Below are 20,498 nucleotides of genomic sequence, written 5' to 3'. Positions count from 1 at the left end.
CCTTATTGCTGCTGCTGCTGTTGCTGGGCGCCCGTTTCAACCAGGACCATCGGGCCTTCCGGCAGCGGCGGCAGCGGCTTGCGCTCGCGCGGGACGCGCGGCGCCGGCGCGATGCGCGCGGCGGCTTCCTGTGCAGCGGCGAGCTTGGCGCTATCGGTGCGTACCCACTCCAGGCCGGCGGTCGACAGCATCGACTCCAGTGCCGGGGTGCTCGTGCTTGCCGGAGCCGGGGCGGCCACGACAGGTGCAACAGCCACCGGTGCCGGGGCTTCCACGGCGGGAACCGGTGCCGGGGTCACTTCCGGGGTCACGACGACGGGCTCGGGCACCACCGGGGCGGTGGCGACCGGTGCCGGTGTTTCCACGGCCGGAGCCTGGACAGCTGCGGTTTCGATCGTCGGATAAGCCGGGGCGGGCGTCACGACCGGCGCTGGTTGCGGCTCGGCCACGGCGGCAAAGACCGGTTCAGCGGCCGGGGCCGGCGTGACGGGCTCGACGTGCTCCACCGATGCCACCGGGGCGGCTGCCACGGCTTCCACCGGAGTGGCGGTCACGGGAGCCTGCGCCACCAGTGCCGGGGCGGCCTGTTCGGCGGCCTGCTGGGCCACCGGAGCCACCTCGGCCGCTGCCGAAGCCGATTCTTCTTCCGATTCGGTCACGCCGGCGCTGACTTCGGCCAGGTTGCCTTCGTTGACTTCGAGGCCGGTGCCGTCCTCGCGCTCGCGGCGGTAGCGGTTGCGACCACGACGATTGCGGCGGCGGCGCTCTTCGCCTTCACCGGCTTCCGTCGTTGCGCCTTCTTCGCCCAGTGCGCCTTCCGGCACATCCACGGCGGCGACGACGGCCGGTGCAGCCTGGGCTGCCTCGAATGCCGACTGCGGTGCCGTGCCTTCGGCGTTCAGCGGTTCGTCGGTCTCACGGGCCTCGGCGCGCTCGCGTTGGCGTTCGCGTTGACGCTCGCGGCGTTCCTGATTGCGTTCACGGCGGGCTTCGGTGCGCTCGCCCTGGGCAATCGCCGGGGTGGCTTGCTGTGCTTCGCGCGGCTGACGGTCGCCACGCGGCTGACGGTCGCCACGCGGTTCGCGCTGTTCACGCGGTTCGCGTTGCTCGCGTGCTTCGCCACGTTGCGCCTCCGCGCGTTCGCCGCGCTCGGCACGTTCCGTGCGCTCGCCGCGCTGGCCACGACCCTGACGTTCGCCACGTTCGCCGCGCTCGCCACGGCCCTGGCGGCCTTCGCCACGCTCGCCACGTTCACCACGCTGGCCGCGCTCGCCACGACCCTGGCGGTCGCCGCGAGCCTGCGTTTCAGCGGCCGGCTTGGCCGGCTCGGCCACGGGTGCCGGTGCCGGCTTGGCGCCGAACAGGCCCTTCAGCCAGGCGATGAAACCGCCGCTTGCCACCGGCTGGGTGGCCGGCGTGGGGCGGGCGGCCGGGGCGGCGTCCGGCTTCGGCGCGCGCTCGGCACGCGGCACCGATACCGGGGCGGGCGCGTCGGGCGTAATACCCTTGACGGCCGCTTCCTGGCGCGGACGCGCGTCTTCCTTCTTGCGGCTGCTGTAGCTGGTGTCGGCTTCCAGTTCCTTCGCGGCGGCCTCGGCCATGCGGTAGCTGGCGGTCGAGTCTTCCAGGCGCGGGTCGTCGTGACGCAGACGTTCCAGCTTGTAGTGCGGCGTTTCCAGATGCTTGTTCGGGATCAGCAGCACATTGACCTTGAAGCGCAGTTCGATCAGGTTGATGTCCTGACGCTTCTCGTTCAGCAGGAAAGCGGCCACTTCCACCGGCACCTGGCAGTGGATGGCGGCCGTGTTTTCCTTCATCGCCTCTTCCTGGATGATGCGCAGCACCTGCAGGGCGGACGATTCGGTATCGCGGATATGACCTGTTCCATTGCAGCGCGGGCAGGTGATGTGCGAGCCTTCCGACAGCGACGGACGCAGGCGCTGGCGCGACAGCTCCATCAGGCCGAAGCGGCTGATCTTGCCCATCTGCACGCGGGCGCGGTCGTGGCGCAGCGCGTCCTTCAGGCGCGTTTCCACGTCCTTCTGGGCCTTGCCGGACTCCATGTCGATGAAGTCGATCACGATCAGGCCACCCAGGTCGCGCAGGCGCAGCTGGCGGGCGATCTCGTCGGCGGCTTCCAGGTTCGTGCGCAGCGCGGTTTCCTCGATGTCCGCACCCTTGGTGGCGCGGGCCGAGTTCACGTCAACCGACACGAGGGCTTCGGTATGGTCGATCACGATGGCACCGCCGGAAGGCAGCATCACCATGCGCGAGTACGCCGATTCGATCTGGTGCTCGATCTGGAAACGCGAGAACAGCGGCACATCGTCGCGGTACTTCTTCACGCGACTCATGTTGTCGGGCATCACCACGCTCATGAAAGCGCGGCCCTGCTCGTAGATCTCGTCGGTATCGATCAGGATCTCGCCGATATCGGGCTGGAAGTAATCGCGGATGGCGCGGATTACCAGGCTCGATTCCAGATAGATCAGCAGCGGGGCCTTGTTGTCGCCGGCGGCGCCGTCGATGGCCTTCCACAGCTGCAGCAGGTAGTTCAGGTCCCACTGCAGTTCCTCGGCCGCACGGCCGATACCGGCGGTGCGGGCGATGATGCTCATGCCTTCCGGCACCTGCAGCTGCGCCATCGTCTCGCGCAGTTCCTGGCGGTCTTCGCCCTCGATGCGGCGCGACACGCCACCGCCACGCGGGTTGTTCGGCATCAGAACCAGGTAACGGCCGGCCAGCGAGATGAACGTGGTCAGGGCGGCGCCCTTGTTGCCACGCTCTTCCTTTTCCACCTGGACGATCAGTTCCTGGCCTTCATGCAGGGCGTCCTGGATGCGCGCGTTGCGCACGTCCACGCCGTCCTTGAAGAAGGCCCGGGCCACTTCCTTGAACGGCAGGAAGCCGTGGCGCTCTTCGCCGTAATTGACGAAGCAGGCTTCCAGCGACGGTTCGATACGGGTAATGACACCCTTGTAGATGTTGCCCTTGCGCTGTTCGCGCCCGGCAGTTTCGATGTCGATGTCGATCAGTTTCTGTCCATCGACGATCGCGACGCGCAACTCCTCCTGTTGCGTCGCGTTAAACAGCATGCGTTTCATCGCAATACCTCACTCCAGTGTCGCGGGAGCCCAATGGGTCATGAGTGGGTCATGCCCGCGACGGTCCAGGGAGCACGCGAGGAAAGAGAGCGAGGGCGGGAGAATTGCCGGAGTTGCCGGCGCGTTCTGCTATGCGGCCGGCTGGGCGCGGGTGAAAGGAGAGGGTGTCGGCGTCCCGTCATCCGCAAAAAGCCTGCGGGCGATCCGCTGCTGGGTCGGGAGAGGGCAAATGGGCCTTGCTCCTGATGCAGCGATATCTGGCGGATGCCGGCGGGCCGGGGGCGAGGGCGGCATGTCGGCCGTGCCATCGGCACGGGCAACGCTGCCCATCGCAGCCGGGCCGGGATGGCCAGGACGCGTCAAAGAGCAAGTCATCCGGACACAGCAGTTGCATGCCATTGCCAAACCGACCTGTCCGCTGGCGGGCGCGCCGCTGGTTCTTCGCGTTCTGCGCTCGGGCGCCGCTGCCGGATCGTCGAACTACGACGACCACCGGCAAGTCGCGGCGGGTACTGCAGGTCGGTTGGCAGGGTGTCACCTGCCGGGCCGGCACCGGTTCCCGGTGCGGGCGGTCTTCTCTCACCGATGCGGATGCCCTTTCGCTGGCACCCGCATTGAATTCTTTTCTACCTGAACACTCTGTTTCCACGTGTCGGCCGGCTGGTTGCCGAAGCCGCCTCTGGGCGACTTCCTGCGCGCCGGCGCGGCGCGTGCGTGCTGCTGATTGCCACCATTTGCCTGTCTGGCGCTTGCGGGGTACGCAACATGCGGGAGACGGGCCGGGCTGGCGGCAACCCGAAGTGTAAAATGCGATATCTCGCGCGGATACTGGTGGGACTACCCAAGACAACTGCCTGGATGCCCCGCATATTCCGTTCCGGTTTGCCGCAAAAATGGCAGGCATTCCGGTTGGGGTTCGCGCCAAACATCGCTTACACAGGTCGCACATTTCCGGTATTTGACCGGGAACGGCCGGGAAATTATATTGAAAATGAATGAGTTACGCCATCAAATTGAAACGGAGCCGCGCTCCCGCGCGAGCGGCCTCCAGGTGGCGTATGTCACGATTGACGAGAGTGCCGAAGGGCAGCGCATCGACAACTTCCTGCTGAAGGTTGCCAAGGGGGTGCCCAAGAGCCACATCTACCGGGTGCTGCGCTCGGGCGAAGTTCGTGTGAACAAGGGCCGGATCGACGCAACTTACCGGCTGAAGCTGGGCGATGTCGTACGGATACCACCGATGCGCGTGGCCGAAAAGGCAGCGGAAGGCACTTTCGTGCCGGCCGGCGAGTTCCCCATCCTGTTTGAAGACACCCATCTGCTGGTCATCGACAAGCCGGCCGGCGTGGCCGTGCATGGCGGGTCGGGCGTGGCGTTCGGCGTGATCGAGCAACTGCGCCGGGCGCGGCCGGAGGCCAAGTTCCTGGAGCTGGTGCACCGGCTGGATCGCGAAACCTCGGGCATCCTGGTGCTGGCGAAGAAGCGCTCGGCGCTGGTGCACCTGCACGAGCAGATTCGCGGCAGCGACATGGACAAGCGCTACTTCGCCTGCGTGGCCGGCGAATTCCCCAACGCGCGCCAGCACGTGAAGCTGCCTCTATATAAATACAGCACGCCGGACGGCGAGCGGCGTGTGCGCGTGCAGGCTGACGGGCTGGCGTCGCACACGATCTTCAATCGCGTAAAGGCGTTCGAGGGTTTCACGCTGCTGGAAGCGGAGCTCAAGACCGGCCGCACGCACCAGATCCGCGTGCATCTGCAGTCGACCGGCTTCCCGATCGTCGGCGACGAGAAGTACGGTGATTTTGCGCTCAACAAGGCGCTTTCCCGCAGTGGCGCAAAGCCAGGCATGAAACGGATGTTCCTGCACGCCCACAAGCTGACGTTCATCCATCCGAATACCGGCGACCCGATCACGGTATCGGCGCCGCTGCCTCCCGAATGTGTCGATTTTTTGCAACAATTGACTCCTATCGGCGCTGCTTCGTGAGGAATGGCGCACGCGCCGCAATCCATATCTGCAACACTTTCCGCATCGACCAAGGACCGCAATGGGCAGGCAGCGCTTCGACCTGATCGTCTTCGACTGGGATGGAACCCTGATGGATTCCACGCCCACCATCGCCAAATGCATTCAGCTGGCCAGCCGCGACCTGGGTTTGCCAGTGCCCGACGACAGCGCCGCCAGCCACGTGATCGGGCTGGGACTCAAGGACGCGCTGTCCTACGCCGTGCCGACGCTCGATCCGGCCGACTACCCGCGTCTGGCTGAGCGCTATCGCTATCACTTCCTGACCCGCGACGCCGACCTGGTGCTGTTTCCCGGCGTGCGCGAAATGCTCGAGGCCCTGCACACCGAGCACTATTTCCTGGGCGTGGCGACTGGCAAGACCCGCGTGGGTCTGGAGCGTGCGCTCGCAAGCACCGGCCTGGGCAAGCTGTTCGACGCCACACGTTGCGCGGACGAGACATTCTCGAAGCCGCATCCGGCCATGCTGCATGAACTGACACGTGAACTGGGTCAGGACATCGAGCGCACGGTCATGATCGGCGACACCACGCACGATCTGCAGATGGCGATCAACGCCGGGGCGCAGGGTCTGGGTGTGTGTTACGGAGCACATCCGGCGGATTCGCTGCGCGCCATGTCGCCGGTACATTGCGCCACGTCGATTGCCGATCTGCAGCAGTGGCTGCTCGACCATGCCTGATGACAGCCTGACGCCACGCCGTCTGTGCTCGGCGGTCGATCTGGTCGATGGCGGTGCTGGCGTGCGCTTCACCGTCCGCATGGCTTCGCGCGATATTGGCGCGTTTGCGATCCGCTACGACGGCGTTGCGTACGGCTACCTGAACCAGTGCGCTCATGTGCCCATGGAGCTCGACTGGCAGGAAGGACAGTTTTTCGATAGTGCAGGCCTATACTTGATGTGTGCGACACATGGCGCGACCTACGCGCCAGACACCGGCCTGTGCGTAGGCGGCCCTTGCCGGGGCGCCGCGCTGGCCAAGCTCCGTATCGAGGAACGCGAAGGAGCTGTCTTCTGGCAGCCCGAAGCCCCTTTTTTTGCGCCCGACGCCAGCTGAGCGGAGCCGGGTCTTCGTTTGACGCTTGAGTCCATCTGCATGACAGAACAGCAAAAACCGCCATCATCCGAACAAACGGGTCAACCTGAGCAGCGTCCCGACGAGCACACCCCCGGCAGCGAGACGCTGGAAACGGCGCAGCATGCGGACTATCCGCTCGAACGCGAACTGAAGGCCGGCGACGATGCCGCACGGCGCGAGGCCGACGAGCGCCGGGCGCGCATGGCCGGCCAGGCCGCCGCGCCGGTCGGTGGCGCCAGCGCCAGTGGCGGCTGGGAGCGCGATGTGCTGGAAAAGGTGCTGATGGCCAGCCTGCGCGAGCAACGCTCGGCCCGGCGCTGGAAGATCTTCTTCCGGCTGGTGGGGCTGGGCATCCTGGCGCTGATCCTGTTCGCGGTTATCGATTTCAAGGGTGACAGCCTGACCAGCACCAGCGGTCGCCATACGGCCATGGTTACGCTGGAAGGAGAGATCGCCGCCGGCACGCCGGCCAGCGCCGAATCGATCAATGCATCGCTGCAGGCCGCGTTTGCCGACGCCACGGCAGCGGGCGTGATCCTGAAGATCAACTCGCCTGGCGGGTCGCCGGTGCAGGCCGGCATCATCAACGACGAGATCCATCGCCTGCGCAAGCTCTATCCGGACAAGCCGTTCTACGTGGTGGTGGAGGAAATCTGCGCGTCGGGCGGCTATTACGTGGCCGCGGCAGCCGACAAGATCTATGTCGACAAGGCCAGTATCGTCGGCTCGATCGGCGTGCTGATGGATGGTTTCGGCTTCACCGGCCTGATGGACAAGCTGGGCGTCCAGCGCCGGCTTTACACGTCTGGCGCCAACAAGGGCATGCTCGATCCGTTCTCGCCCGAGGTGCCGCGCCAGAAGGCGTTCGCGGAGTCGATGCTCAAGCAGATCCACCAGCAATTCATCGACGTGGTCAAGGAAGGCCGGGGCGATCGCCTCAAGAGCGATCCGGATCTCTTCTCGGGCTTGTTCTGGTCAGGCGAGCGCGCGGTGGAGCTGGGTCTGGCCGATGGCCTGGGCAACGCCGACTACGTGGCGCGGGACCTGTTCAAGGCCGAAGATATCGTCGACTACACCGTCAAGGAGAACATTGCCGAGCGCGTCGCCAAGCGGTTTGGCGCGGCGATGGGTTCCGCGGCGATGAAGATGATGCTGATGAACGCGTCGGCGCCGGCAGTGCGCTGATGGATCTGGCGGTTTTCCGTCCTCTCCCGGCGGGAGGGGGCGGGGCGGTACCAGTTCTTGTCAGTGGCTTGCTAGTTAACTAGTAGCTGTAGCGATTGCCAGCTACTGCGCCAGCAGCGAAAAAATCGCCGGGCGCTTGTGCAGTTCCAGACGATCCGGCCGCCAGGCCGAAATCGGCAGTGTGACGATGGTCTCCGACGGCAGCGTCAGGTCCACCGCGATCGACAACAGCGTGGTGCCCGAACAATGCTGGCGCAACGCGTCGAGCAGCGCACCATTGCGATACGGCGTCTCGATCCACACCTGCGTTTGCTGCGCCTTGCGCGACCGCTGCTCCAGGTCGCGCAGCTTCTTCGCACGTTCGTCTGCGTCCACCGGCAGGTAGCCATTGAACGCGAAGCTCTGGCCGTTCAGGCCCGATCCCATGACCGCCAGCAGGATCGAACTGGGGCCGACCAGCGGCCGCACCTTGATGCCGCGCGAGTGGGCCAGCCGCACCAGGTCGGCACCCGGATCGGCCACGGCCGGCACGCCCGCTTCGGAAAGCAGGCCGCCGTCACGCCCGGCGGCGATGGGGTCGAGCAGGGCGCCCAGCGCATCAGCCTTCGTATTGACGTTCAGCTCGAGGATCTCGATCTGCTGGATGGCATGCGTCAGGGGCGCGGTCTCGCCAAGCTTCTTCAAAAAGGCGCGCGCCGTCTTGGCGTTCTCGGCCACCAGATAATCAAGCCGCGCCGCAATCTGCTGCACACCGGCGGGAATCACATCCATCACCGGATCGAACTCGTCGCGCTTGCCGAGCGTGTTGGGAATCAGGAAAAGCGTGCCAGCCATGGTTCAGGCTCCAAAGAACGGATAGCCGGCCTGGCGCAGCATTCCTGTCAGCGCCACCAGCGGCAGGCCGATCAGGGCCGTGGGATCATCCGATTCCACGCGCGAAAGCAGGGCGATGCCAAGGCCCTCTGCCTTGGCGCTGCCGGCGCAGTCGTACGGTGTTTCGATGCGCAGATAGGCATCCAGCTCTGCATCGGTCAGGTTGCGGAACGTGACCAGTGTCTGCACGTCAGCCAGTTGTGCCACGCCGGTACGGCTGTCGAGCAGGCACAGGGCCGAATGAAAGGTGACGGTTCGGCCACGCATAAGCTGCAGCTGCGCCAGCGCCTTGTCGTGGGTGCCGGGTTTGCCGATCTGCATGTCGTCGAGCGTGCAGACCTGGTCGGACCCGATCACCAGTGCGCCAGGGTGCCGCGCCGCGATGGCTTCGGCCTTCAGTCGCGCCAGGCGCAGTGCCGTGGCGTCGGGGCGCTCGCCGGGCAGTGGCGTTTCGTCGATATCGGGCGTTGCCACCTCGAACGGGATCTGCAGACGCGTCAGCAGATCGCGGCGGTAAGGAGAGCTCGACCCAAGGATCAGGGCAGGGCGGGAGTCGGATGACATATATAGATAGCGCCAGAAAGCGGTGAGGAACAGTTTTCGGCTTGTATACTTTGACCGTTCCGGGAAATTCCACGTATAATCGCGCGTTTAGCTGCACAGGCACATGCGTTGCCTGCTACGTGTGGCAAACAAGGCATTTATTGCGATTCAGTCTGTATGAGTCAGCCGACCCAGCCAGCGGCGTCCGCCGTGGCCTTCGATCTGCGTGAAACCGATCTCTTCGCCTTCTGCCGCAAAGGTGGCAATGTGGCGGGAGAGGTGCCAGTGCGCGATTTGCCGCGCATCTTAGCCGAGACGGCTGCCGATGCGCCAGCATCGGCCCAGGGCGAGGCGTTCTCGTACACCCTGAGCGGCTTTGTCCGCGAGGAGGCGGCCGAGCCCGGCGCGGCCGTATCGCAACGCCTGTTTGTCGACGTGACGGTCAACGGCCGTGTCTGGCTCGATTGCCAGCGCTGCCTTGGGGTGTATCCCGAGCCGATCGCGACGGAAATGCGTTTTGAAGTGGTGGCCAGCGAAGCGGCTGCCGACGATGCGTCGATGGATGACGACGAACTCGACGTGATCGTGGGTTCGAAGAAGTTTTCGACGCTGGATCTGATTGAAGATGAAGTGCTGCTGGCATTGCCTTCGGCACCGAAGCATGAAGTCTGCCCAACGGTACACGAGTCGCTCGTGACCGGGGCAGACGGCGAGGTGGAGCCCGAGGCGCCACCCGCGGAAGAAAAGCGGCCTTCGCCCTTCGCGGCGCTGGCCGGCCTGAAGACCAAGCACTGACGCCGCGCTGAGCGTGGCCGTGGCAGGTCTCACGGTAGCAGGTCAAGCATCCAGCCGGGCCCCGGCTACGCCTTGCGCAGGATGCGTGTGTTAATATCGCAAAATTCTCGAAGGAGTCATCATGGCTGTTCAACAGAACAAGAAGTCGCCGTCCAAGCGCGGCATGCACCGCTCGCACGACCATCTGTCGGTCGCACCCCTGGCCGTTGAGCCGACCACGGGCGAAACCCACCTGCGCCACCATGTCAGCCCGAACGGCTACTACCGTGGTCGCAAGGTCATCAAGACCAAGAACGACTGACCAGGTCGTCTGGCGTGACCCTGTGTCTCGCTCGCGCACGTTGTCAGGTGTAAAACAGGAAAGCGGCAAGCTCGTTGCCGCTTTTTTGTTGGGCGCTCGTCGCCCGCACGGCAGCGTATCCGCGCGTCCGGCTGGTTGCGTCCCCGCGAACCGATGCGGCGGGTGCCGGCGCGCTTTCCGTATCAGGAAACAATGACGATCAAGCTCGCTATCGACTGCATGGGCGGTGATCACGGAGTCTCCGTGACAGTGCCGGCAGCGATCAGTTTTCTTTCCCGTCACGACGACGCCGAGATGATCCTCGTCGGCCTGCCCGACGCCATCGGCGCACAGCTGAAGAAGCTGCATGCAAGCGATCATCCGCGCGTGACCATCGTGCCCGCGACCGAAGTCATCACCATGGATGACCCGGTGGAAGTGGCGCTGCGCAAGAAGAAAGACTCTTCGATGCGCGTGGCCGTGACGCAAGTCAAGGAAGGCAAGGCTGGCGCCTGTATTTCCGCTGGCAATACCGGCGCGCTGATGGCGGTTTCACGCTATGTGCTGAAGACGCTCGAAGGCATCGAGCGGCCGGCCATCGCCACCACGATTCCCAACGAACAGGGCTGGGGCACCACGGTGCTCGACCTTGGCGCCAACGCCGACTGCGAGCCGGAGCACCTGCTGCAGTTCGCGCGCATGGCCGAAGCCATGGTTGCGGTGGTGGATCACAAGGACCACCCGACGGTGGGCCTGCTCAATATCGGCGAGGAAGTGATTAAGGGCAACGAGGTGGTCAAGGCCGCCGGCGAGCTGCTGCGCGCTTCCGAGCTCAACTTCTACGGCAACGTGGAAGGCAACGACATCTTCAAGGGCACGACCGACATCGTTGTCTGCGACGGCTTCGTCGGCAATGTGGCGCTCAAGAGCACCGAAGGCCTGGCGAAGATGATCGGCAGCATGATCAAGGAAGAGTTCACGCGCTCCTGGTTTACCAAGCTGCTGGCCGCCGTGGCGATGCCGGTACTGTCGCGCCTGGCGCGGCGGCTGGATCCCGCCCGCTACAATGGTGCATCGCTGCTGGGGCTGCGCGGGCTGGTGATCAAGAGCCACGGTTCCGCCGATGCCCATTCTTTTGAGTGGGCGATAAAACGCGGGTATGATGCGGCCAGAAATGGCGTCATCGAGCGCATTGCCAAGGCCTTTGCCAACAAGTCCGGTGCCCCTGGCGCCGCGACGGGCGGCCCGGAGACAGACACACCGGACCCACATTCCGATACCCGTGCCGCCTGAGGCCGCGCGCCCGTCACGGGCGGGTGGCCGGACGTTCCGCCCGATGGCCCTGGCCCGGGCGGACCGGTGAGCACCACGATCCGACACACTCATGACCAAGTACGCAAAAATCATCGGTACGGGGAGCTACCTGCCCCCGCGGCGCGTCACGAATCACGACCTCGCCGTGCAGCTTGCCGAAAAGGGTATCGAGACCAGCGACGAGTGGATCGTCTCGCGCAGCGGCATTTCGGCGCGCCACTGGGCCGAGGCCGACGTTACGTCGAGCGACCTGGCCGTCAAGGCCGCTGAGCAGGCGATTGCCGCCGCGGGCATCGACCGCCAGGACATCGACCTGATCATCGTCGCCACGTCGACCCCCGACTTCGTGTTTCCGAGCACCGCCTGCCTGGTGCAGCGGAAGCTCGGCATCACCAACAACTGCGCAGCGTTCGACTTGCAGGCGGTGTGCTCGGGCTTCGTCTATGCGATGGCGACGGCTGACAAGTTCATCCGCAGTGGCTCGCACAAGAACGTGCTCGTGATCGGGTCCGAAGTGTTCTCGCGCATCCTCGATTTCAACGACCGCACCACCTGCGTGCTGTTTGGCGATGGCGCGGGCGCCGTGGTGCTGAGCGCCTCTGACGAGCCGGGCATCCTGTCGTCGGCCATGCATTCGGACGGCAACCACGTGGACATCCTCTGCGTGCCGGGCAATGTGTCGGGCGGTGCCATCACCGGCAATGCCTTCCTGCACATGGACGGCCAGGCCGTGTTCAAGCTGGCCGTGACCGTGCTGGACAAGGTGGCGCGCGAGGCGATCGCGGCAGCCGAAATGCAGGCCGACGAGATCGACTGGCTGATTCCGCACCAGGCCAATATCCGCATCATGCAGGGCACGGCCAAGAAGCTGGGCCTGCCGGGCGAGCGCATGGTGGCCACGGTGCACGAACATGGCAACACGTCTGCCGCATCGATTCCGCTGGCGCTGGACGTCGCCGTGCGCGATGGCCGCATCAAGCCGGGCCAGACCGTGCTGATGGAAGGCGTTGGCGGTGGCTTCACCTGGGGTGCGGTGCTGCTGCGCATGTAATATGCGGCCGGTGCGCGCGCCCGAGCGTGCTGCACCGTTCGAAACGAAACGTTGTATAGCTAGACTGGATTTCCGATGAAATTCGCATTCGTTTTTCCCGGACAGGGTTCGCAGTCGGTTGGCATGCTGAACGCGTTTGCCGACAACCCCGTAGTGCGTGCGACGCTCGAGGAAGCCTCGACGGCGCTGGGCCAGGACATCGGCAAGCTGATCGCCGAAGGCCCTGCGGAAGACCTGAACCTGACGACCAACACGCAACCCGTGATGTTGACGGCTGCGGTTGCCGTGTACCGTGCCTGGCTCGATGCCGGCGGTCCGGCCCCGGCCCTGGTGGCCGGCCACAGCCTTGGCGAATATTCGGCGCTGGTGGCCGCGGGCGTGATCCCGTTCGCCGAAGCCGTGCCGCTGGTGCGTTTCCGCGCCCAGGCCATGCAGGAAGCCGTGCCGGTGGGCGAGGGCGGCATGGCCGCCATCCTCGGCCTGTCCGATGACGACGTGCGCGCCGCGTGCGCCGAAGCTGCGGCGGCTGGTGCCGGCGTGGTGGAGGCCGTAAACTTCAACGCCCCGGCGCAGGTCGTGATCGCCGGCCACAAGGGCGCCGTGGAAAAGGCCTGCGAAATCGCCAAGGCCAAGGGCGCCAAGCGCGCGCTGCCGCTGCCGGTTTCGGCACCGTTCCACTCGTCGCTGCTCAAGCCCGCATCGGATCGCCTGCGCGAGCGCATGGCTGGCCTGGCGTTCGCCGCCCCGGCCATTCCGCTGGTGAACAACGTCGACGTGGCTATCGTCAGCGATCCGGCACAGATCAAGGACGCGCTGGTGCGCCAGGCCGCCGCGCCGGTGCGCTGGGTCGAGTGCGTGCAGAAGATGGCTGCCGAAGGCGTCACGCATGTGATCGAATGCGGCCCGGGCAAAGTTCTGGCCGGCATGACCAAGCGCATCGACGGCAACCTCGTCGGTGGTGCAATCTTTGATCCGGCATCGCTGCAGGAAACGCTGGCGCTGCTGAAATAAGACCAAGGAACGAACGTAACATGAGCAAGACTCTGGAAAATCAGGTCGCGCTGGTAACGGGCGCCTCGCGCGGCATCGGCCGGGCGATCGCTCTGGAACTCGCACGCCAGGGCGCTACCGTGATCGGTACGGCCACGAGCGAATCGGGTGCAGCCGGCATCAGCGAATACCTGTCGGCCGAAGGGCTGAAGGGCAATGGCGTGGTGCTGAACGTGAACGATGCCGCGCGCTGCGACGCAGTGATCGACGAGATCGTGAAGACGCACGGTGGCCTGGCAGTGCTGGTGAACAATGCCGGCATCACGCAGGACCAGCTGGCCATGCGCATGAAGGACGACGACTGGACGGCCGTCATCGACACGAACCTGACGGCGGTGTTCCGCCTGGCGCGCGCCGTGCTGCGCCCGATGATGAAGGCCCGCGGTGGCCGCATCATCAACATCACTTCGGTGGTGGGTTCGACGGGTAATCCGGGTCAGATGAACTACGCGGCGGCCAAGGCCGGCGTGGAAGGCATGACCCGTGCACTGGCTGCCGAGATCGGCAGCCGCAATGTGACGGTGAATTGCGTGGCACCGGGTTTCATCGATACGGACATGACGAAGGTGCTGTCGGAAGAGCAGCATGCTGCTCTCAAGACGCGCATCCCTCTGGGCCGTCTGGGCCAACCGGAAGACATCGCCAACGCGGTGGCTTTCCTGGCCGGTCCGCAGGCCGCCTACATCACGGGCACTACGCTGCACGTGAACGGTGGCATGTACATGAACTGAGGATTTAAACCGGCTTCGGTTTCGAGGGAGAAGCCGAAAGAAGCCGGTTGAAGCAGTAGTTTTTGAAACCAATCGGGCGCGAATCTTGCAAAGGTTGGCAGGCGGATTTTTTGTGGTCCAAACCTGCTAAAATGCGCCCACTTTTTGTCGAACATTCCCTGGAGGGTTACATGGACAATATCGAACAACGCGTCAAGAAAATCGTGGCTGAACAGCTTGGCGTGGCCGAGGCAGACATCAAGAACGAATCGTCGTTCGTGAATGATCTCGGTGCGGACTCGCTGGACACGGTTGAACTCGTGATGGCGTTGGAAGATGAATTCGGCATGGAAATTCCGGATGAGGAAGCCGAAAAGATCACGACCGTGCAACAAGCCATCGACTACGCCACCGCGCACGTCAAGGCCTAAGCCGTCGTCATCATATTCCGAGCCACAGAAGGCGCATGGACGGGGCCGTCACGGTCCTGTCATGCCGTTTTCTGTGGCTTTCGTCTGTTCGAAGAAGCTGAACCGGATCGATCCCCAGCAGAGCGCCCATGCCATGGTTTGTCGGCAGGCGCGGCGGGATCCTGAAGTCATCCGTTTCCACTTCACGCACTCGTAGGAAAATATAGTGAGCCGTCGTCGCGTCGTCGTCACTGGGCTTGGCCTTGTGTCTCCGGTCGGAAACACGGTTGCCGAAGGCTGGGCCAACCTGGTTGCCGGCAAGTCCGGCATCGCCACCATTACCAAATTCGATCACTCCGCCCTGGCTGTGCATTTCGCCGGCGAAGTGAAGGGCTTCAACGCCGAGGACTACATCCCGGCCAAGGAAGCCCGCAACATGGATACCTTTATCCATTTCGGCATCGCCGTAGGTACCCAGGCGCTGAAGGACAGCGGCCTGGAGATCACCGAGGCCAATGCCGAACGCGTGGGCGTGCTGGTCGGTTCCGGCATCGGCGGTCTGCCGATGATCGAAGACACGCAGATGACGCTGGCCAACCGTGGTCCGCGCCGCATCTCGCCGTTCTTCGTGCCGGGCTCGATCATCAACATGATCTCGGGTCACCTGTCGATCATCCACGGCCTGAAGGGTCCGAACCTGGCCGCCGTGACGGCCTGCACGACCGGCCTGCACAGCATCGGCCTGGCCGCCCGCCTGATCCAGGCCGGCGACGCCGATGTGATGGTGGCCGGCGGAGCCGAATCGACCGTCTCGCCGCTGGGTATCGGCGGTTTCGCCGCCGCCCGTGCACTGTCGACCCGCAACGAAGACCCGGCCACCGCTTCGCGTCCGTGGGACAAGGATCGTGACGGTTTCGTGCTGGGCGAAGGCGCCGGTGTGATGGTGCTGGAAGAGTACGAGTCGGCCAAGGCGCGCGGTGCGCGTATCTACGCCGAACTGGTGGGCTTCGGCATGAGCGGCGACGCTTACCACATGACCGCACCGAGCACCGATGGTCCGCGCCGCTGTATGGTCGCGGCGCTCAAGGACGCCGGCGTGAACCCGGACGAGGTCAACTACCTCAACGCCCATGGCACGTCGACGCCGCTTGGCGACAAGAACGAGTCGGACGCCATCAAGCTGGCGCTGGGCGATGCCGCCTACAAGGTTGCCGTCAACTCGACCAAGTCGATGACCGGCCACCTGCTGGGTGGTGCGGGCGGGCTGGAATCGGTCTTCACCGTGCTGGCGATCCACAATCAGGTATCGCCGCCGACCATCAACATCTTCAACCAGGATCCCGAGTGCGATCTGGATTACGTGGCCAACACGGCGCGTGAAATGAAGATCGACGTGGCCGTGAAGAACAACTTCGGCTTCGGTGGCACCAACGGCACGCTGGTTTTCCGCCGTATCTGAGCGGTGTGACGCGCCCGTCCGTGGCGCGTCGACGGGATCCTGCCGGCAGTAGGGGCGGGTCCCGGTTTCTTCTTCGTGTTCCCCCTGATCGTCCCGCCGCAATGCCTCCGGGTTGCACGCAGGTGCAACCGGAGCCAGCCGGTGAAGGAACCAAATTGCGTAGCCACGGTCACAGAATGCGCTTTGCGACACCCGAAGGCGCACGGATCGTAGGTAAAATACAACGCTTGTCGTGACGACAAAACCAAGAGATACACTGCAGCAGGTGAACCATTCGTGAGCGAACGCGAAGCCGATCAGCTTCTAGTTGAACGCGTCCAGCAGGGCGACAAGAAGGCCTTTGAACTGCTGGTGGTCAAGTACCACCGCAAGATCATTCGCCTGATCTCGCGCCTTGTCCGTGACCCCGCAGAAGTGGAGGATGTGGCGCAGGATGCCTTTATCAAGGCATACCGTGCCTTGCCCCAGTTCCGGGGGGAGTCCGCCTTCTACACCTGGCTGTATCGGATCGCGGTGAACACCGCCAAGAACTACCTGGCAACCCAGGGGCGCCGTCCGGAAGCAAACAGCGATATCGATGCTGAAGAGGCTGAAACTTTTGCGGACGGTGAGCAACTAAGGGATATCAATACGCCGGAGTCCATGCTTCACACGCGCCAGGTTGCCGATACGGTGAACCGCGCCATGGAAGCACTGCCGGAAGAATTACGCACCGCCATCACGCTGCGCGAGATCGAAGGCCTCAGCTATGAGGAGATCGCGGAGGCGATGGGGTGTCCGATCGGTACGGTGCGCTCGCGGATTTTCCGGGCGCGCGAAGCGATCGCAGAGAAGTTGCGGCCCCTGCTGGGAACGGCAGAGGGCAAGCGATGGTAAGTGAGAATGTCGTGCAGCCAGCGTTGCAGCCTATTCCTGCATCGATAAACGACAAGCGGTAGTGACGGGATTTATCGGTGTTCAATGGAATTTCTTGGGGTTGGAAATGGGTCAGGCTCATAAGCAGTCGGTTCATGTAATGGAAGCAGCGGAGCAGATCTCGATCCTGATGGATGGGGAACTGCAGGCGCACGAAATCGACGCGGCACTCGATATCGCCAAGGGCGATACCGGCATGGCCGAATGGTCGATGTATCAACTGATCGGTGACACGCTGCGCTCGGAAGAACTGACGCACGCGGGGTCGACCACGGATTTTCTTTCCCGTTTCTCCGCGCAACTCGAGTCCGAGCCACACGTGCTGGTGCCGGCCGTGGCCGCCGCTGGCCGGCAGCGCCTGCTGGTGCGCCCGTCGTGGGTGCGACGCGTCGTGCCTGGAACCGCAATTGCGGCCGCAGTTGCCGCTGTCAGCTGGGTGGTTGTGCCGCAGATGCGCGGGCCGGGCGACACCGGTGCGCCGGATGCCATCGTGGCGCGCGTGGAGCAGCAGCCGGGTGGTGCGATGAAGGCGGGTGCCTCGGTCGCGCCGGCAGCCGGCGGGATCGTCACGGTATCTGCTGACAACGCGCAGATGATCCGCGATCCACGTCTCGACGAGTACCTGCGTGCGCACCGCACGTCTGTGGCAACGGACGCCTTTGTGCCGACCATGCGTACCGTGGCCAATGGTGCCAACTTCTCCCAGGATAATTCGCAGGAATAATGCCGGACATGCATAAAGGACGGTCGCCCGCCGATGTCGCGGGCGTACACGGAAAGAAGGGCCTGCGCAGGTCCTTTTTTCTGGCCTTGTGTCTGACCGCTGCCGCAGCCGCCGCGCAGCCGTCTGACAGCGCGCTGAGTCGACGCGATGCCACCGCGTGGCTCAACAAGATCCACCGCGCCGCGCAGCGCGAAAACTACGTCGGCACGCTGATCTACCAGCGCGGCAGCGTCATGCATGCCTCGCGTATCCAGCACTACAGCGACCTCGTCAACAACGAATACGAACGGCTGGAAACGCTTGACGGCAAGCCGCGCGAGGTACTGCGGCAGAACGACGTGGTGCACAGTCTGATCCCCGAGGCGAAGCTCGTCGTGATCGAGAAGCAGGAGGCGAAGGACCGCTTCCCCGCGCTGCTCGCGACCAACAAGAGCGACGTGCTGGATCTGTACGACATGCGCAAGCTGCCCGCCGAGCGCGTGGCGGGCGTCGAGTGCGAGGTCTTCGCGCTGGAGCCACACGATGGCGCGCGCTATGCGGTGCGCCTGTGGGCGGACAAGAATTCCGGCCTGCTGATGCGCGCGCAGACGATTGGCGAAGGCGGCAAGGTGCTCGAACAGGTGGCGTTCTCGCAGGTCGACATCGGCGTGCCGTCCGACAAGCAACGCATCCTGAACGCAATCAAGGGTGCAAGCTCGTGGAATCACTACGAGGTTAGCTACCAGCCGGCGAATATCGCCGACGAGGGGTGGACGATCAACGCCCCGATCAAGGGCTTCCAGAAGATTCGAGAGGTGCGCCGCCCACTTGGCGAGCTGCGCGCGCCGACGCAGGGTGGTGCCAAGCCCTCCGGCGTCTTCGAGGTACTGCAGATCGTCTACAGCGACGGGCTGACCGGACTCTCGGTGTTTATCGAGCCGGTGTCCGAACAACGCGCCCGCCGCGAAGGCGTGGCTTCACTGGGCGCCACCCAGGTGGTGGTGCGACGGGTGTCCGACTATTGGATTACCGTGGTCGGCGAGGTGCCTGCCGCAACCGTGAAGCAGTTCGCAGCCGGCGTGGAGTACCGCCCGCCCAAGGCGGTACACTGACCGAATCTTGGCGTGGCGGCGACGGGGCAGCGAATCCCTCGCCGGACCACCAGGCAGTGCGCTTCGCAGGCGCCCCGGCCTTGGCCTGCCGCGAAGCATCCGTTTCTCGCTGATTCTCCCGGGAGTTCGTCGATGATTTCCAGATCCCCCGCCCTGGCGCGGGCCATGGTCATGGTGGCCATGCTCGTGCTCGGTCCGGCCGTTTCCGAACTGGGCCATGCCCAGGCGGCGGCCTCGAATTACAACCTGCCCGATTTCACGGACCTAGTCGAGAAGGCCAGTCCGGCCGTGGTCAATATCCGTACCACCGAGCGGGTCCGGTCGCGTGGCGGCAATTCGCCCGACGACGATGAAATGGCGGAGTTCTTCCGTCGATTCTTTGGCGTACCGATGCCTGGGCAGCCTACGCCGCCGCGTCGTGGGCAACCGCAGACGCCGCCCCAGGGCGAGGAGCAGAGCCGTGGCGTGGGCTCGGGGTTCATCATCAGCCAGGATGGCTACGTGATGACCAACGCTCACGTTGTGGCTGATGCCGAGACCATCTATGTGACGCTGCCGGACAAGCGCGAGTTCAAGGCCAAGCTGATTGGCTCGGACAAGCGCACCGACGTGGCACTGCTCAAGATCGACGCGACGGGCCTGCCGCGCCTGGCGCTGGGCGACTCCGACAAGATTCGCCCCGGCGAATGGGTGCTGGCCATTGGCTCGCCGTTCGGCCTGGATAACAGCGTGACCGCCGGCATCGTGTCGGCCAAGGGGCGTGACACCGGCGACTATCTGCCGTTCATCCAGACCGATGTGGCGGTGAACCCCGGTAACTCCGGTGGACCGCTGATCAACCTGCGCGGCGAAGTCATCGGCATCAACTCGCAGATCTACAGCCGCAGCGGCGGCTACATGGGCATTTCATTCGCGATTCCGATCGACGAGGCGATGCGTGTGTCGGAGCAGCTCAAGGCAAATGGCAAGGTCACGCGTGGCCGTATTGCCGTGGCGATCAGCGACGTTTCCAAGGAAGCGGCCGATTCGCTGGGCCTGGGTCGTGCCCGCGGCGCACTGGTGGGCAGCGTCGAGCCGGGCGGCCCGGCGGAAAAGGCGGGCATCGAGCCTGGTGACATCATCCTGAAGTTCAACGGGCGCGATATCGAAAAGGCTTCCGATCTGCCGCGCATGGTGGGTGACACCAAGCCGGGTACGCGGGTGCCGCTGCAGGTGTGGCGCAAGGGCCAGACGCGCGAGGTGCAGATCACCGTGACGGAGCTGGAGCCCGACAATGCCAAGGTTGCGGCCCGCAAGGGCGATCGGAAGGGCAGCGGCGGCGGAGAAGAGCAACCGACAGCCAAGCCCAATGCACTGGGCCTGATCGTGAACGATATTCCGGAAGCGCGCCTGCGTGAACTCAAGGTCAAATCCGGCGTGGAAGTGGATACGGCGGACGGTCCTGCGGCGCGTGCCGGCATCCGTCCGGGCGACATCATCCTGCGCGTGGGCGATACGGATGTGACGGGTGCGCGTCAGTTCAACGATCTGGTCAAGTCGCTGGACAAGAACCGGATGGCTGCGGTATTCGTGCGGCGCGGCGATGCGACCCAGGTGCTGACCCTGCGACCGAGCCAGAGCCGCTAGGACATGGCGCGGCCGTTCCGGCCGCCAGAAGGTCGACTGATCGCGCCGGATGCCCTCCGGCGCGATCGTTTTTTGGCAAGGTGCGGCAAGCGCCATGCCAAAGGGCCCGGATTCCCGTTGCGCAAAGGCATTTCGCGCGACGGAAGTCCTTGAAAATCCGGTAAAATCGCGGATTGGCGCAAAACCGTGCGTCCCACTTTTTGCCGCGCCCGCGCCATCCCTGGCTTGCCGGGTCGCGCTGGCGTTTTCCAGATCACTAG

19 protein-coding genes are annotated in these 20,498 nt (G+C 64.6%); 16 read left to right on the top strand and 3 right to left on the bottom strand.

The features are described from left to right. Window positions 1-2 precede the first annotated feature (2 nt). Window positions 3-3,104, bottom strand: coding sequence for an Rne/Rng family ribonuclease (locus ACOABP_RS03595; protein ID WP_474227002.1), 3,102 nt, complete (start codon window positions 3,102-3,104; stop codon window positions 3-5). 991 nt (window positions 3,105-4,095) lie between these two features. On the opposite strand from ACOABP_RS03595, the gene ACOABP_RS03590 reads away from it, so the two are divergent. The 4 genes from ACOABP_RS03590 to ACOABP_RS03575 all read left to right on the top strand — a co-directional run bounded on the left by ACOABP_RS03590 (window position 4,096) and on the right by ACOABP_RS03575 (window position 7,397). Next, window positions 4,096-5,094 carry an RluA family pseudouridine synthase gene (locus ACOABP_RS03590; protein WP_474227001.1) on the top strand — a complete coding sequence of 333 codons (999 nt, stop codon included), beginning with the start codon at window positions 4,096-4,098 and terminating at the stop codon, window positions 5,092-5,094. Between the two features lie 61 nt (window positions 5,095-5,155). Beyond that, window positions 5,156-5,815: an HAD-IA family hydrolase gene (locus ACOABP_RS03585; RefSeq protein ID WP_066731002.1), complete on the top strand. Its 660-nt coding sequence runs from the start codon at window positions 5,156-5,158 to the stop codon at window positions 5,813-5,815. After that, window positions 5,808-6,191 carry a Rieske (2Fe-2S) protein gene (locus tag ACOABP_RS03580; RefSeq protein ID WP_474227000.1) on the top strand — a complete coding sequence of 128 codons (384 nt, stop codon included), beginning with the start codon at window positions 5,808-5,810 and terminating at the stop codon, window positions 6,189-6,191. Before ACOABP_RS03585 ends, ACOABP_RS03580 begins: the two co-directional genes overlap by 8 nt. A 39-nt stretch (window positions 6,192-6,230) precedes the next feature. Beyond that, complete coding sequence (locus ACOABP_RS03575; protein WP_474226999.1) at window positions 6,231-7,397, top strand: S49 family peptidase; 1,167 nt, start codon at window positions 6,231-6,233, stop codon at window positions 7,395-7,397. A gap of 102 nt (window positions 7,398-7,499) precedes the next feature. On the opposite strand, the gene ACOABP_RS03570 is transcribed toward ACOABP_RS03575, so the two are convergent. Together ACOABP_RS03570 and ACOABP_RS03565 are read right to left on the bottom strand one after the other, a co-directional pair. Further along, window positions 7,500-8,231, bottom strand: a complete 732-nt coding sequence (locus ACOABP_RS03570) for an SAM-dependent methyltransferase (protein WP_474226998.1) — start codon at window positions 8,229-8,231, stop codon at window positions 7,500-7,502. A 3-nt stretch (window positions 8,232-8,234) separates the two neighbouring features. After that, complete coding sequence (locus ACOABP_RS03565; protein WP_474226997.1) at window positions 8,235-8,834, bottom strand: Maf-like protein; 600 nt, start codon at window positions 8,832-8,834, stop codon at window positions 8,235-8,237. Window positions 8,835-8,990: 156 nt separating this feature from the next. Between ACOABP_RS03565 and ACOABP_RS03560 the strand changes: the two genes are divergently transcribed. The 12 genes from ACOABP_RS03560 to ACOABP_RS03505 all read left to right on the top strand — a co-directional run bounded on the left by ACOABP_RS03560 (window position 8,991) and on the right by ACOABP_RS03505 (window position 20,238). Then, window positions 8,991-9,608: a YceD family protein gene (locus ACOABP_RS03560; RefSeq protein ID WP_474226996.1), complete on the top strand. Its 618-nt coding sequence runs from the start codon at window positions 8,991-8,993 to the stop codon at window positions 9,606-9,608. 121 nt (window positions 9,609-9,729) lie between these two features. After that, entirely contained in the window at window positions 9,730-9,909 is a 180-nt protein-coding gene (gene rpmF, locus ACOABP_RS03555; protein ID WP_008644820.1) for a 50S ribosomal protein L32, read from the top strand. 192 nt (window positions 9,910-10,101) lie between these two features. Then, window positions 10,102-11,181 (top strand): phosphate acyltransferase PlsX, encoded by a 1,080-nt coding sequence (gene plsX / locus ACOABP_RS03550; RefSeq protein ID WP_474226995.1) that lies wholly within the window; start codon window positions 10,102-10,104, stop codon window positions 11,179-11,181. Window positions 11,182-11,272: 91 nt separating this feature from the next. Next, window positions 11,273-12,253 (top strand): beta-ketoacyl-ACP synthase III, encoded by a 981-nt coding sequence (locus ACOABP_RS03545; protein ID WP_474226994.1) that lies wholly within the window; start codon window positions 11,273-11,275, stop codon window positions 12,251-12,253. 75 nt (window positions 12,254-12,328) lie between these two features. Continuing rightward, on the top strand, window positions 12,329-13,264 hold the full coding sequence (gene fabD / locus ACOABP_RS03540; RefSeq protein ID WP_474226993.1) for an ACP S-malonyltransferase: 936 nt from the start codon (window positions 12,329-12,331) through the stop codon (window positions 13,262-13,264). A 20-nt stretch (window positions 13,265-13,284) separates the two neighbouring features. Beyond that, window positions 13,285-14,034 carry a 3-oxoacyl-ACP reductase FabG gene (gene fabG / locus ACOABP_RS03535; protein ID WP_066730987.1) on the top strand — a complete coding sequence of 250 codons (750 nt, stop codon included), beginning with the start codon at window positions 13,285-13,287 and terminating at the stop codon, window positions 14,032-14,034. 170 nt (window positions 14,035-14,204) lie between these two features. Continuing rightward, on the top strand, window positions 14,205-14,444 hold the full coding sequence (gene acpP, locus ACOABP_RS03530) for an acyl carrier protein (RefSeq protein ID WP_008644813.1): 240 nt from the start codon (window positions 14,205-14,207) through the stop codon (window positions 14,442-14,444). A 205-nt stretch (window positions 14,445-14,649) separates the two neighbouring features. Then, complete coding sequence (fabF, locus tag ACOABP_RS03525; protein WP_474226992.1) at window positions 14,650-15,882, top strand: beta-ketoacyl-ACP synthase II; 1,233 nt, start codon at window positions 14,650-14,652, stop codon at window positions 15,880-15,882. Window positions 15,883-16,158: 276 nt separating this feature from the next. Then, the gene (gene rpoE / locus ACOABP_RS03520; protein ID WP_066730983.1) at window positions 16,159-16,758 is read left to right on the top strand and encodes an RNA polymerase sigma factor RpoE; all 600 of its coding nucleotides are present in this window, start codon (window positions 16,159-16,161) and stop codon (window positions 16,756-16,758) included. Window positions 16,759-16,864: 106 nt separating this feature from the next. Then, the gene (locus ACOABP_RS03515; protein ID WP_474226991.1) at window positions 16,865-17,521 is read left to right on the top strand and encodes a sigma-E factor negative regulatory protein; all 657 of its coding nucleotides are present in this window, start codon (window positions 16,865-16,867) and stop codon (window positions 17,519-17,521) included. A gap of 8 nt (window positions 17,522-17,529) precedes the next feature. Beyond that, window positions 17,530-18,612: a MucB/RseB C-terminal domain-containing protein gene (locus ACOABP_RS03510; RefSeq protein ID WP_474226990.1), complete on the top strand. Its 1,083-nt coding sequence runs from the start codon at window positions 17,530-17,532 to the stop codon at window positions 18,610-18,612. 132 nt (window positions 18,613-18,744) lie between these two features. After that, window positions 18,745-20,238 carry a DegQ family serine endoprotease gene (locus tag ACOABP_RS03505; RefSeq protein ID WP_474226989.1) on the top strand — a complete coding sequence of 498 codons (1,494 nt, stop codon included), beginning with the start codon at window positions 18,745-18,747 and terminating at the stop codon, window positions 20,236-20,238. Window positions 20,239-20,498 lie beyond the last annotated feature (260 nt).

This window comes from Cupriavidus sp. HE11 (assembly GCF_056097175.1).
The sequence above is the reverse complement of the archived record's forward strand: the minus strand, read 5'-3'. Positions and strand labels throughout refer to the sequence as shown.